This is a genomic window from Micromonospora xinjiangensis, assembly GCF_056150165.1.
Genome location: NZ_JAXCFO010000002.1, coordinates 891,228 through 903,480, shown reverse-complemented (window position 1 = coordinate 903,480; position 12,253 = coordinate 891,228). Strand labels below are relative to the sequence as shown.

General features: G+C 72.2%; 12 protein-coding genes. 7 read left to right on the top strand and 5 right to left on the bottom strand.

Translation table 11 applies throughout. The annotated features are described in order from the left end of the window. Positions 1 to 144: 144 nt before the first annotated feature. Complete coding sequence (locus SM573_RS11055; protein ID WP_474614356.1) at positions 145 to 1,641, top strand: aldehyde dehydrogenase family protein; 1,497 nt, start codon at positions 145 to 147, stop codon at positions 1,639 to 1,641. A gap of 72 nt (positions 1,642 to 1,713) precedes the next feature. On the opposite strand, the gene nucS is transcribed toward SM573_RS11055, so the two are convergent. Beyond that, complete coding sequence (gene nucS / locus SM573_RS11050; protein WP_474614357.1) at positions 1,714 to 2,373, bottom strand: endonuclease NucS; 660 nt, start codon at positions 2,371 to 2,373, stop codon at positions 1,714 to 1,716. Between the two features lie 71 nt (positions 2,374 to 2,444). On the opposite strand from nucS, the gene SM573_RS11045 reads away from it, so the two are divergent. Continuing rightward, positions 2,445 to 3,062, top strand: a complete 618-nt coding sequence (locus SM573_RS11045) for a DUF4126 domain-containing protein (RefSeq protein WP_474614358.1) — start codon at positions 2,445 to 2,447, stop codon at positions 3,060 to 3,062. Positions 3,063 to 3,284: 222 nt separating this feature from the next. Here SM573_RS11045 and SM573_RS11040 read toward each other — a convergent pair whose 3' ends face one another. Further along, positions 3,285 to 3,878: a hypothetical protein gene (locus tag SM573_RS11040; protein WP_474615999.1), complete on the bottom strand. Its 594-nt coding sequence runs from the start codon at positions 3,876 to 3,878 to the stop codon at positions 3,285 to 3,287. 682 nt (positions 3,879 to 4,560) lie between these two features. Here SM573_RS11040 and SM573_RS11035 point away from each other — a divergent pair. Next, entirely contained in the window at positions 4,561 to 4,857 is a 297-nt protein-coding gene (locus tag SM573_RS11035) for a DUF1540 domain-containing protein (protein ID WP_474613814.1), read from the top strand. A gap of 2 nt (positions 4,858 to 4,859) precedes the next feature. Here the strand turns inward: SM573_RS11035 and SM573_RS11030 are convergent, their stop codons facing one another. After that, entirely contained in the window at positions 4,860 to 6,866 is a 2,007-nt protein-coding gene (locus tag SM573_RS11030) for a protein meaA (protein WP_474613813.1), read from the bottom strand. Positions 6,867 to 7,017: 151 nt separating this feature from the next. On the opposite strand from SM573_RS11030, the gene SM573_RS11025 reads away from it, so the two are divergent. Together SM573_RS11025 and SM573_RS11020 are read left to right on the top strand one after the other, a co-directional pair. Continuing rightward, positions 7,018 to 7,866 (top strand): ABC transporter ATP-binding protein, encoded by an 849-nt coding sequence (locus SM573_RS11025; protein ID WP_474613812.1) that lies wholly within the window; start codon positions 7,018 to 7,020, stop codon positions 7,864 to 7,866. Further along, positions 7,863 to 8,708: an ABC transporter permease gene (locus tag SM573_RS11020; protein WP_474615998.1), complete on the top strand. Its 846-nt coding sequence runs from the start codon at positions 7,863 to 7,865 to the stop codon at positions 8,706 to 8,708. The genes SM573_RS11025 and SM573_RS11020 overlap by 4 nt, the downstream gene beginning before the upstream one ends. A gap of 177 nt (positions 8,709 to 8,885) precedes the next feature. Here SM573_RS11020 and SM573_RS11015 read toward each other — a convergent pair whose 3' ends face one another. Both SM573_RS11015 and murA read right to left on the bottom strand, forming a co-directional pair. Beyond that, on the bottom strand, positions 8,886 to 9,734 hold the full coding sequence (locus SM573_RS11015) for a 3-hydroxyacyl-CoA dehydrogenase family protein (RefSeq protein WP_474615997.1): 849 nt from the start codon (positions 9,732 to 9,734) through the stop codon (positions 8,886 to 8,888). Between the two features lie 79 nt (positions 9,735 to 9,813). Next, positions 9,814 to 11,256: a UDP-N-acetylglucosamine 1-carboxyvinyltransferase gene (gene murA, locus SM573_RS11010; RefSeq protein ID WP_474613809.1), complete on the bottom strand. Its 1,443-nt coding sequence runs from the start codon at positions 11,254 to 11,256 to the stop codon at positions 9,814 to 9,816. Here murA and SM573_RS11005 point away from each other — a divergent pair. Together SM573_RS11005 and SM573_RS11000 are read left to right on the top strand one after the other, a co-directional pair. After that, on the top strand, positions 11,255 to 11,827 hold the full coding sequence (locus SM573_RS11005) for a cob(I)yrinic acid a,c-diamide adenosyltransferase (RefSeq protein ID WP_474613808.1): 573 nt from the start codon (positions 11,255 to 11,257) through the stop codon (positions 11,825 to 11,827). The genes murA and SM573_RS11005 overlap by 2 nt on opposite strands. Then, positions 11,803 to 12,216 carry a VOC family protein gene (locus tag SM573_RS11000; protein WP_474615996.1) on the top strand — a complete coding sequence of 138 codons (414 nt, stop codon included), beginning with the start codon at positions 11,803 to 11,805 and terminating at the stop codon, positions 12,214 to 12,216. Before SM573_RS11005 ends, SM573_RS11000 begins: the two co-directional genes overlap by 25 nt. Positions 12,217 to 12,253 lie beyond the last annotated feature (37 nt).

Sequence of the window (12,253 nt, the reverse complement as noted above, 5' to 3'; positions counted from 1 at the left end):
GGAAGTCGCCGCCATGGTGAGCGGGCCGGGTGGCCCCGGCGGTGGCGGTGGGCCCCGGCTCGACCCGGACCTGCGGAGCGCGGCGCCGGCGCCGGGGGCGGCGACGGCCTACCGGCGAGTAATGCTCAGGTCTAGACTTCCGCCATGACGGCTGTGCATGTCCCCGGCGCCCCGGTCATCGAAGACGGCCTGCTGATCTCCACCAGCCCGGCCGACGGCGCCGAGGCCGGGCGGTTCCCGGTCGCCACCGCCGCGGAGGTGGCGGCGGCGGTCGAACGGGCGCGCGACGCGGGGGGGTGGTGGGCCGGGCTGGGCTTCGACGGCCGGCGGGTACGGCTGCTGCGCTGGCGCGCGCTGCTCGCCCAGCGGATCGAGCAGCTCGCCGACCTGGTGCACCGGGAGGGCGGCAAGCCGGTCGCGGACGCGGTCGTCGAGATCGTGACGGCTGTGGAACACATCGACTGGGCCGCCCGCAACGCCCGCCGGGTGCTCGGCCCGCGCAAGGTCCGGTCCCGGCTGATCCTCGCCGAGTTCTCCGGTCACCTGGAGTACCAGCCGTACGGCGTGATCGGCGTGATCGGCCCCTGGAACTATCCGGTCTTCACCCCCATCGGCTCCATGGCGTACGCGCTGGCCGCCGGCAACGCGGTGGTCTTCAAGCCGAGCGAGTACACGCCCGCCGTCGGGCAGTGGCTGGCGGACACCTTCGCCGAGGTGGTTCCGGAGCAGCCCGTCCTCACCGCGGTGCACGGGCTCGGCGACGTGGGCGCCGCCCTCTGCCGCTCGGGCGTGGGCAAGCTGGCCTTCACCGGCTCGACGGCCACCGCGCGGAAGGTGATGGCCGCCTGCGCAGAGACCCTGACCCCGGTGCTCGTGGAGGCGGGCGGCAAGGACGCGATGATCGTCGACGGTGACGCCGACCTGGACGCGGCCGCCGAGGCGTGCGTCTGGGGCGCGCTGACCAACGCCGGGCAGACGTGCATCGGCATCGAGCGGGTCTACGCGGTCGAGCCGGTCTTCGACGCCTTCGTCGAGAAGGTGGTGGCCCGCGCCGGGCGGCTGACCGTCGGGCCCGACGGTGCGGACATCGGCCCGATCACCATGCCCGCCCAGCTGGACGTCATCCGCCGGCACATCGACGACGCCCTCGCCCGGGGCGGCCGGGCCGTGCTGGGCGGCACGGACGCGGTGCAGCCGCCGTACGTGCGCCCGACCGTGCTGGTGGACGTCCCCGAGGACTCGGCCGCCGTGCGGGAGGAGACGTTCGGGCCGACGCTGACCATCAACCGGGTCCGAGACGCCGACGAGGCGGTCGCGCGGGCGAACGCCCTCCCGTACGGTCTGGGCGGCTCGGTCTTCGGCCGTCGCCGCGCGGTGGCCATCGCCCGCCGGCTGCGCTCCGGCATGGCGTCGGTCAACTCCACGCTGACCTTCGCCGGCATGTCCACACTGCCCTTCGGCGGCGTCGGCGACTCCGGCTTCGGGCGGATCCACGGGGAGGACGGGCTGCGTGAGTTCGGCCGGGCCAAGGCGATCACCCGACGCCGCGCCCGTTCGCTGCTGCCGTCGATGACCTTCGAACGCACCCCGGCCGACGTGGCCCGGCTCGTGAAGGTCATCAAGATGATGTACGGCCGCTGAGTGCTCAGCTCTCGGCGGCCGGCGCGCGGTGACCGACGCTCAGCGGCCGGTGGGGTCTAGAGCCGGTGGGGTCTAGAAGAGCGTCAGCTCGTCGCGCTCGATGCCGCGCAGCTTGTCGTAGTCGACCACCACGCAGCGGATGCCCCGGTCGGTGGCGAGCACCCGGGCCTGCGGCTTGATCTCCTGGGCGGCGAAGACGCCGGTGACCGGGGCCAGCAGTGGGTCGCGGTTCATCAGTTCGAGGTAGCGGGTGAGCTGCTCCACGCCGTCGATCTCACCGCGCCGCTTCACCTCGACGGCGACCGCCCGGGAGTCGGCGTCCCGGCAGAGCAGGTCCACCGGCCCGATGGCGGTCATGTACTCACGCCGGACGAGGGTGAACCCCTCACCGAGGGTCTCCGGGTTCGCGGCCAGCAGCTCCTGGAGGTGCGCCTCCACGCCGTCCTTGCGCAGGCCGGGGTCGACACCCAGGTCGTACGAGGTGTCCTGGAAGATCTCCTCCAGGGTGATCCGCAGCTCCTCGCCGGCCTTGTTGACGACCCGCCACACGCCCGGAGCCTCCTCCAGACGGCAGGGCGGGCTCATCCAGTTCAGCGGCTTGTACGCCCGGTCGTCGGCGTGGATGGAGACCGAGCCGTCCGCCTTCACCATGAGCAGCCGGGTGGCCGGCGGCAGGTGGGCCGAGAGCCGTCCGACGTAGTCCACCGAGCACTTCGCAATCACCAACCGCACCCGACGAGGGTAGCGGAGACAGCGGCGATCGCCGCCGAGCGGCTCTGGCGCGCCGGTGGGATGCTGAGACGGTGTTCGAACTCCTCACCGGCACCGGCCTCGCCGCCTCGGCGGGGCTGAACGCCTACATCCCTCTGCTCACCATGGGTCTGCTGGCCCGGTACACCGACCTGGTCGACCTCCCCAGCGGCTGGACCTGGCTGGGCAACGGTTGGGTCATCGTGATCCTGGCGGCGCTGCTCGCCGTCGAGGTGGTGGCCGACAAGGTGCCGGTGCTCGACCACGTCAACGACGTGGTGCAGACGGTCGTCCGGCCGACCGCGGGCGGTCTGGCGTTCGGCGCGGGCTCGACGGCCGAGACGGTCACGGTCAGCGACCCGGGCAGCTTCTTCTCGTCCCACGAGTGGGTCCCGGTGGTGACCGGCGTGCTCATCGCGCTCGGCGTCCACCTGCTGAAGTCCGCGGCGCGTCCGGTCATCAACGCGACCACCGCCGGCGTCGGCGCACCGGTGGCCAGCACCGCAGAGGACGCGACCAGCGTGCTCGTGTCGGTGGCGGCGCTCCTGCTTCCCGTGCTCGTGCTGGTGTTCCTGGTGGGGCTGGTCGCCTTCGTGTTCTGGTTCCGGCGCCGTCGCGCCGACCGCCGCCGCGAACGCGCGGCGGCCCGGGCGGCGGGCTTCCGCGTCTGACCCGGCCCGGCGACGGCTTCGCGTCCGACGCCGGCGGCCGGGCGGTGGGCTTGCGGGTCAGCCGGCCGCCGGTGACGGCTGCCGGGTTCGGCGCCGGCCGTGTGACCCCGGGGGCTCGGCATGGGACGCCGGATGCGCCGCTGGCCGGCACCCGGGTTCGGGTGCCGGCCAGCAGTGTCAGTGCTTCTGCGGTTGCGGTTGCGGTTGTGGTTGTGCGGGTTGTCAGCTGTTCCAGTACTGGGCGACGAGGTCGGCGGCCTGCTGCTCCCACTGGGCGTAGGCGTCCGGGTACGCCGACACCTGCACCGTCTGCGCGGCGTCGGTCAGCGGCATGTCCTGCCATCCGTCGACCTGCTTGAGGCCCTTCAGGAACGCCATCGTGGAGTACTCCGGATCGGTGATCTGCTCCGGCGTGCCCCAACCCGAGGACGGGCGCTGCTGGAACAGGCCCAGCGAGTCGTGGTCGTTGCGGTCACCGAGGTGGCCGAGGTTCTCCAGCTTCGACTCCTGCAGGCTGGTGGCGATGGAGATGACCGCGGCCCGCTCGTCCAGGCCGGACTTCTTCGTCGCCGCGATGATCGCCTTGACGTTCGCGATCTGCTCGTCGTCCAGGTCGATGTGCGACTGCGCGCCCTGGGTGCCGTGGGGGATCAGCTTGCTGGTGTCCACGCCCGGCTTGTCGGCCTGCACCACCGCGACGGGCTTCACCTCGGGGGTGGGGGTGGCGGCGTGGGCGGCGACCGGGCCGCCGACGATGCCACCGGCGAAGGCGAGACCAGCGATACCGAGGACGCTCTTACGCATGATCGTGTTCATGGGAAAGCTCCTTGGGGGTCAGGCACCCACACACCACAAGAGGGGGTGGCGTGACGGATGCGGCACCTCATCAGGCGCTCAAAGACTCGGGGTGTTGGGTGCGCGAATCGGGGAGTGTTCGCGTCTGCCCGGGGTTCGGCGGGGAAGGGGGGGTCACCGCGCCGGGATGGTGTGCAACGACCGGGGGCCGGCCGTCATTCCCGGGGTGGTCCGGCCGTCAGGCTCGATGGCCCGGGACCGCGCCGGGGTTGGTGTGCAACGACCGGGGGCCCGGCATCATTCCGGAGCCCGTCAACCCGTTGCGCCGACCTCGCTGGCCGGCCGTTGGGGGCTGCTACCTCGATCGTCAGGGGTGTTCAACGCCCCCACCCCGCCACCGATTCCACCCCCCGCATGCCGCCGGTCACACCCCGAACCGCCCAGACCGGGCCACCCGGGTATCGGCTGCCCGATCCCGAACCGGACACACGCCGCAGACCACAAGATCGCGCTACTTCCGGGATGGTGTGGCCTCGGGCGGGTGGTGAGGCCACAACTTCCCGATAGTTGCGCGGATCTTGGGCCGCGAGCGACTTCAACAGACCTGTTCTGCGACCGCCGGAGCGGCCGCGAACGGTCGGTTCCCGCCCAAACAAGCTGCCCAAAAGCCTAAAATCGGGTAACGGCTCCAGAGGAGGTCGGCATGACCGCAGCCATGGAGATGCCCCGCGTCGAGGAGTGTGTGGTCGCGGCCTGCGCCTACAACCACACGGGCGACTGCCACGCGTACGCCATCACGATCGGCAGCCCCGACCACGCGCACTGCCACACCTTCGTCGAGTTGCCGCTGCGCGCCGGCGTGGCCGACATGATCGCCCAGGTTGGCGCCTGCCAGCGGGCCGACTGCCGGCACAACGAGCAGTTGGAGTGCCGCGCACCGGCCATCCGGGTCGGCCCGGACAACGACATGGCCGACTGCATAACCTACGACGAGCGCTGAGGTCAGGGCAGGCCGTTCGCCTCCCGCACGACCGTGACCAGCTCGTCGATGATGTCGGTGAGCGCAAAGTCCCTCGGCGTGAAGACCCGGGCCACTCCGGCGGCCCGCAGCCGCTCGGCGTCTCCCGCCGGGATGATCCCGCCGACCACCACCGGCAGGTCGTCCCGCCCGGCCGCGCGCAGGCCGTCCAGCACGGCCGGCACGGCCGCGAGGTGTGAGCCGGAGAGGACGGAGAGCCCGACGAGGTCCACGTCCTCCTCCACGGCGGCCGCGACGATCTGCCCGGCGGTCAGCCGGATGCCCTGGTAGACGACTTCGAAGCCGGCGTCGCGGGCGCGTACGGCGATCTGCTCGGCGCCGTTGGAGTGCCCGTCCAGGCCGGGCTTGCCGACCAGCAGCCGCAGCCGGCCGCTGCCCAGCTCGCGCGCGGTCGCGGCGACGCGCTCCCGGACCGCGGCGAGCCGCCCGTCCGCACCGGCGCCGGCACCGCCGGCCAGCCCGGTAGGCGCCCGGTACTCGCCGAAGACCTGGCGCAGCGCGCCCGCCCACTCGCCGGTGGTGACCCCGGCCCGCACGCATTCCAGGGTCGCCGGCATCAGGTTCGCCGTGGTCGCCGCGTCCGCGCGGAGCCGGGCCAGCGCCGCGTCCACGGCCGCCGCGTCCCGGTCGGCCCGCCACCGGCGTACGGCGGTGGCCGCCTCGGTCTCCACGGCCGGGTCGACCTGCTCGATCGCCTCGGCGCCAGCCGCGGTGAGTGGCGACGGCTCGGTCTCGGTGAAGCGGTTGACCCCGACCACGACGTCGGCACCGGACTCCATCCGGCGCCGGCGCTGCGCGAGGGAGCTGACCAGGGCGCTCTTCAGGTAGCCGGTCTCCACCGCGGCGACCACGCCGCCCATCTCCAGCACCTTCTCCAGCTCGACCCGCGCCCCGGTGACGATCTCCTCGACCAGCGCGGTCATCACGTGCGAGCCGGCGAAGAGGTCCGGGTACTCGAGCAGGTCCGACTCGTACGCGAGCACCTGCTGCATCCGCAGCGACCACTGCTGGTCCCACGGGCGGGGCAGGCCGAGCGCCTCGTTCCAGGCGGGCAGCTGCACGGCGCGCGCCCGGGCGTCCCGGGAGAGCGTGACGCCGAGCATCTCCAGCACGATCCGCTGGATGTTGTTCTCCGGTTGCGCCTCGGTGAGACCCAGCGAGTTGACCTGCACGCCGTAGCGGAACCGGCGCTGCTTCGGGTCGGTCACGCCGTACCGCTCGCGGGTGATCTCGTCCCAGAGCGCGCCGAAGGCACGCATCTTCGCGATCTCCTCGACGAAGCGCACGCCGGCGTTGACGAAGAACGAGACCCGCTGCACCACCTCGCCCATCCGCTCGGCCGGCACCTGCCCGCAGTCACGGACGGCGTCCAGCACCGCGACGGCGGTGGCCAGCGCGAAACCGACCTCCTGCACCGGCGTCGCACCGGCCTCCTGCAGGTGGTACGAGCAGATGTTCACCGGGTTCCAGCGGGGCATCTCCCGCAGCGTGTAGGCGATGACGTCGGCGGTGAGCCGCAGTGAGGCCGCGGGCGGGAAGATGTACGTCCCCCGGGACAGGTACTCCTTGATGATGTCGTTCTGCGTGGTGCCCGCGAACCGGGCCGGCTCCGCGCCCTGCTCGGCGCCGACCGTGGCGTAGAGGGCGAGCAGCCACATGGCGGGCGCGTTGATGGTCATCGACGTGTTCATCTCCGCGAGCGGGATGCCGTCGAAGAGCGCCCGCATGTCGCCGAGGTGGGCGACCGGCACGCCGACCCGGCCCACCTCGCCGGCCGCGAGCTCGTGGTCCGGGTCGTACCCGGTCTGGGTGGGCAGGTCGAAGGCGACCGAGAGGCCGGTCTGCCCCTTGGCCAGGTTGCGGCGGAAGAGGGCGTTGGTCGCGGCGGCCGAGCTGTGCCCGGCGTAGGTACGCATCACCCACGGGCGGTCGCGCTCCGGCAACCGGCCCGGGAGACCCTTCTCGTCCATGGCGGGAGTCTAAGTTACCGTTCAGTAAAACGGGCTGTGGAAAACCACACACGTCCATGGAGGGGACGCCCGGGCACGGACCGCGTGACATGGCTCCGATCGCCACACCCCGCGCGGCCACCGGCCGTCACCAGGTCGCACACTTGACGGCATGGATGACGAGCTGGCGATCTCCGTACGGGGGCTGCGCAAGGCGTACGGCGACAACGTCGCGGTGGCCGGCCTGGACCTCGACGTCCGCCGGGGCGAGGTGTTCGCGCTGCTCGGCCCGAACGGGGCGGGCAAGACCACGACGGTGGAGATCCTGGAGGGTTACCGCCGGCGGGACGCGGGCGACGTCCGCGTGCTCGGGAGCGACCCGGCCGCGCCGGCCGCCGACTGGCGCTCGCGGGTGGGCATCGTGTTCCAGGGCACCGGTGAGTTCGACGAGTTGACGGTGGCCGAGGTGGTGCGGCACTTCGCCGGCTTCTACCCGGACGCCGACGACCCGGAGAAGGTCATCGCCCGGGTCGGGCTGACCGGGAAGGCACGGGCTCGGACGCACAGCCTCTCCGGCGGGCAGAAGCGCCGGCTCGACGTGGCGCTCGGCATCATCGGCCGGCCCGAGCTGCTCTTCCTCGACGAGCCGACCACCGGCTTCGACCCGGAGGCGCGCCGGGAGTTCTGGGAGCTGATCCGGGACCTGGCCGCCGCGGGCACCACGATCGTGCTCACCACCCACTACCTCGACGAGGCCGAGGCGTTGGCCGACCGGGTCGGCGTGATCGCCGGCGGTCGGCTGGTGGCGGTGGCCACGCCGGACCAACTCGGTGACCGGCAGGCCGCCCTGGCGACCGTCTCCTGGCGTACGCCCGAGGGGGCCGTGGAGAGCGCGCAGAGCGCGACCCCGACGGCGCTGGTCGCGGAGCTGGCCGAGCGGTTCGGCGGCGAGGTGCCGGGCCTGACCGTGACGCGGCCGACCCTGGAAGACGTCTACCTCACGATGATCGGACACCGATGACCACCACCACGAAGCCGGCGGCCCCGGTCGCCGCCACCCCGGCCCGGCGGGTGGGCCCGGTCGCGCTCGGGCTGCGGCAGGGCCGGCTGGAGATCACCCAGTTCCTGCGCAGCCGGGAGTCCGTCGTCTTCACGATGGGCTTCCCGATCATCATGATCCTGATCTTCGCGGCGATCTTCAACGACGAGATCGCTCCGGAAGTCAGCTACACCCAGTACTTCATCACCGGCATGATCGCCACCGGCCTCATGACCGTCAGCTTCCAGAACCTCGGCATCTGGATCCCCATCGAGCGGGACCGCGGCGTGCTGAAGCGCTACCGGGGCACGCCGATGCCGAAGTGGGTGTACTTCGCCGGCAAGGTGATCATGGTGGTGGTGATCGGCGTGGTGGAGACCGTGCTGCTGCTCGCCGTCTCGGCCGCCTTCTTCGACCTCGACCTGCCGGCGACCGCCGGGCGCTGGCTCACCTTCGGCTGGGTCGCGGTGCTCGGCGTCACCGCGTGCACGCTGTGCGGCATCGCCATCTCGTCGCTGGCCCGCACCGCGCGCAGCGGCTCCGCGGTGGTGACCCCCGTGGCCCTGGTCCTCCAGTTCATCTCCGGGGTCTTCTTCGTCTTCACCGAGCTGCCCGCCTGGATGCAGCAGGTGGCCGCGATCTTCCCGCTCAAGTGGATGTGCCAGGGCCTGCGGGCGGTCTTCCTGCCGGAGAGCTTCGGGGCGCAGGAGGCCGGCGGCTCGTTCGAGCTGGGCCGGGTCGCCCTGGTCCTCGCCGCCTGGTGCGTGGTCGGCCTCGTGCTCTGCCTCGGCACGTTCCGGTGGACCACGAGGCGCGACGGCTGATCGGCCGGCGCCCGACCGCGGACGGTCAGCAGCCGGCGACGAGCGTGCCCCGGCCCGGGTGCCCGGGTCGCCGGCGACCGGAGCAGGTCCGATCCGGCCGCGACGACCCCGTGAACGACGGAGGCACCGCTGGTCACCCGCTCCCCCGGGGCCATCGGTGCCTCCACCGACGTCGGCTCAGTACGTGTAGAAGCCCTTGCCGGTCTTGCGGCCCAGGTCGCCCGCGGTGACCATCCGCTGGAGCAGCTCCGGCGGGAAGAACTTCTCGTCGGCGGTGTCGGTGTAGATGTTCTTCGCCGCGTGCAGCAGCACGTCGACGCCGGTCAGGTCGGTGGTGGCGAGCGGGCCCATGGCGTGGCCGAAGCCCAGCTTGCAGGCGGTGTCCAGGTCCTCCGCCGAGATCACGCCGGACTCCACGAGCTTGACCGCCTCCACCACGAGGGCGGCGATCAGCCGGGTGGTGACGAAACCGGCGATGTCCCGGTTGACCACGACGACCGTCTTGCCGATCTCCTCGGCGAACGCCCGCACGGTGGCCAGGGTGGCGTCGCTGGTCTTGTAGCCCCGCACCAGCTCGCAGAGCTTCATCATCGGCACCGGCGAGAAGAAGTGCGTGCCGACCACGGCCTCGGGGCGCTCGGTGACGGCCGCGATCTGGGTGACCGGGATGGCCGAGGTGTTGGTGGCCAGGACGGCGTCGGACTTGCAGATCTTGTCCAGCGCCCGGAAGACCTCCTGCTTGACCTCCAGCCGTTCGAACACCGCCTCGACCACGATGTCCGCCTCGGCGGCCGCCTCAAGATCGGTGGTCGGGGTGATCCGGGCCAGCGTCGCCTCGACCTCCGACGCCTCGATCTTGCCCTTCTCGGCGAACTTCTCCAGCGACCGCCGGATGCCGCCGACGCCCCGCTCGGTGGCCGCGTCGTCCAGGTCCCGCAGGGTCACCTGCCAGCCCGCCTGCGCCGCCACCTGGGCGATGCCGGAGCCCATCAGCCCGGCCCCGACGACCGCGAGTCGACCCGCCATCTGCTCTCTCCTCCGCCTGATTGAGTGTCTGCCAGCACCCTAGTCGGCAAGGCTGAACGATGGCTAAGCCGGATCGGCGTCAGATGGTCAGGTCGGGCTCCTCCGGCGCGGTGCCGCGCTCGACCTCGACCCCCAGCGCCCGCAGGTCGGCCACGAAGTCGGGATAGCCGCGGTCGACGTGGTGCACGTGGGAGACCTCGGTGACCCCGTCCGCGCAGAGCCCCGCGATGATCAGGCCGGCCCCGGCGCGGATGTCGGTGGCCTGCACCGGCGCGCCGGAGAGGCGGTCGCGGCCGCAGACGAGGGCGTGGTGCCCGTCGGTCTTGATGTCCGCGCCGAGCCGCATCATCTCGTTGGCGAACATGAAGCGGCCGTCGAAGATGTTCTCGGTGATCAGGGAGCCGCCCTTGCTCACCGCGGCCAGCCCGATCGCCATCGGCAGCAGGTCGGTGGCGAAGCCGGGAAAGGGCAGGGTGACGACGTCCACCGCGACCGGCCGGTCGTCCATCCGGATCCGGAACGCGTCGTCCCGCGTCTCCACCAGCCCGCCCGCGGCGACCAGCTTGTCGAGCGCGACCTCCAGGAAGGCCGGGTCCACCCCGGTCACCGTCACGTCGCCGCGGGTCATGGCGGCGCCGAAGGCCCAGGTGCCGGCGACAATCCGGTCGCCGACCGTCGCGTGCCGCACCGGCCGCAGCTCCGGCACACCCTCGATGTGCAGGGTCGACGTGCCCGCACCGGAGATCTGCGCGCCCATCTGCCGGAGCATCGTGCAGATGTCGACGATCTCCGGCTCGCGGGCCGCGTTGTCGATCACCGTGGCGCCGCGGGCCAGCACGGCCGCCATCACCAGGTTCTCCGTGGCGCCCACGCTCGGGAAGTCCAGCGTGATCTCGGCGCCGTGCAGGCCGTGCGGCGCCGAGGCGATGACGAAGCCGTGCTCGCCGGAGATCTCCGCGCCCATCCGGGTGAGCCCGGAGATGTGCATGTCGAGACCCCGCGAGCCGATGGCGTCACCGCCGGGGTGCGCCACCCGCACGTACCCGAGACGGGCGAGCAGCGGGCCGAGCACGCAGATCGAGGCGCGGAGCCGCCGGACGAGGTCGTAGTCCGCGTCGGTGCCCGGCCGCTCGGGCACGTCGATGCTCACCGACCGGGACCGGGCCACTCCACCCCGGGCCACCATCGGATCCACCGGGTCGTCCGCGTCGAACCGCACGTCACAGCCGAGTCGCCGCAGCACCTCCCCCATGATGGCGATGTCGGTGATGCGCGGGACGTTGGTGATCACGCTACGGCCCGGGGCGAGCAGGGCCGCGGCCATCAGCTTCAGCGCCGAGTTCTTCGCGCCGACGACGTGCACCGTCCCGGCGAGCCGAGCGCCTCCGCGGACGCGGATGACGTCGACGTCGTTGACCGCCGTGTCGCCCGCGTCGGCGGGGCCGACCGTGGCCGGCCAGCCCGGGGCGGCGTCCGGCCGCACCGGGATCGTCAGGTCCGGTATCCGTAGGCTGTGCGTCATGGCCGTCCACCTCACGCGCATCTACACCAGGGCCGGCGACGCCGGCACGACCAGGCTGAACAACAACGAGCAGGTGCCGAAGACCGATCCGCGGATCGTCGCGTACGCCGACGTGGACGAGTGCAACGCGGCGATCGGCGTGGCGCTCGCCCTCGGGCAGCTCGACGACGAGGTGCGGGCGGTGCTCGGGTCGATCCAGAACGACCTCTTCGACGTGGGCGCCGACCTCGCCACCCCCGTCGAGCCGGAGCCGAAGTATCCGCCGCTGCGTGTCACCGAGGGGTACGTCGAGCGCCTCGAGGGCTGGTGCGACGAGTTCAACGCGCGCCTGAGCAAGCTCGACTCCTTCATCCTCCCCGGCGGCACCGCAGGCGCGGCGCTGCTGCACGTGGCACGGACGACCGCCCGGCGCGCCGAGCGTGCGGCATGGGCGCTGGTCGACCACGACCCGGAGCGGACCAGCACTCTCCCCGCGAAGTATCTCAACCGGCTCTCCGATTTGCTCTTTATCCTGTCAAGAACGGCAAATCCGGCCGGAGATGTGCTATGGGTCCCGGGCGGACAGCGCTGACCGGCGGTCTGCACCACATCGAGGTCTGGGTCCCCGATCTGGCCGCCGCTGAACATGGTTGGGGCTGGCTTCTCGGCGAGCTGGGCTGGGAGCCCTTCCAGGAGTGGCCCGCGGGCCGCTCCTGGAAGCTCGGTCCGACGTACCTCGTGCTGGAGCGGTCCCCCGCGCTGAACGGGCTACGGCACGACCGGCTCGCGCCCGGCCTGAACCACCTCGCGTTCCACGCGGGGCCGCCGGCCGCCGTGGACCGGCTCGTCGCGGAGGCGCCCGCGTACGGCTGGACGCTGCTCTTCCCGGACCGGCATCCGCACGCCGGCGGCCCGGGAACCTACGCGGGCTACCTCGCCGACGGGCAGGGGTACGAGGTCGAACTCGTCGCGTCGGAGTGAGTCGGCACGGTCGGGCCGGAGCAGGAGCGACAGGGCG

Bases quoted from the DNA above. Each gene is read 5' to 3' on its own strand.
- SM573_RS11020 (WP_474615998.1), top strand. From the start codon at position 7,863: ATGACCACCACCACGAAGCCGGCGGCCCCGGTCGCCGCCACCCCGGCC.
- murA (WP_474613809.1), bottom strand. From the start codon at position 11,256: ATGACGCACAGCCTACGGATACCGGACCTGACGATCCCGGTGCGGCCG.
- SM573_RS11015 (WP_474615997.1), bottom strand. From the start codon at position 9,734: ATGGCGGGTCGACTCGCGGTCGTCGGGGCCGGGCTGATGGGCTCCGGC.
- SM573_RS11025 (WP_474613812.1), top strand. From the start codon at position 7,018: ATGGATGACGAGCTGGCGATCTCCGTACGGGGGCTGCGCAAGGCGTAC.
- SM573_RS11030 (WP_474613813.1), bottom strand. From the start codon at position 6,866: ATGGACGAGAAGGGTCTCCCGGGCCGGTTGCCGGAGCGCGACCGCCCG.
- SM573_RS11000 (WP_474615996.1), top strand. From the start codon at position 11,803: ATGGGTCCCGGGCGGACAGCGCTGACCGGCGGTCTGCACCACATCGAG.
- SM573_RS11035 (WP_474613814.1), top strand. From the start codon at position 4,561: ATGACCGCAGCCATGGAGATGCCCCGCGTCGAGGAGTGTGTGGTCGCG.
- SM573_RS11005 (WP_474613808.1), top strand. From the start codon at position 11,255: ATGGCCGTCCACCTCACGCGCATCTACACCAGGGCCGGCGACGCCGGC.
- SM573_RS11040 (WP_474615999.1), bottom strand. From the start codon at position 3,878: ATGAACACGATCATGCGTAAGAGCGTCCTCGGTATCGCTGGTCTCGCC.
- SM573_RS11055 (WP_474614356.1), top strand. From the start codon at position 145: ATGACGGCTGTGCATGTCCCCGGCGCCCCGGTCATCGAAGACGGCCTG.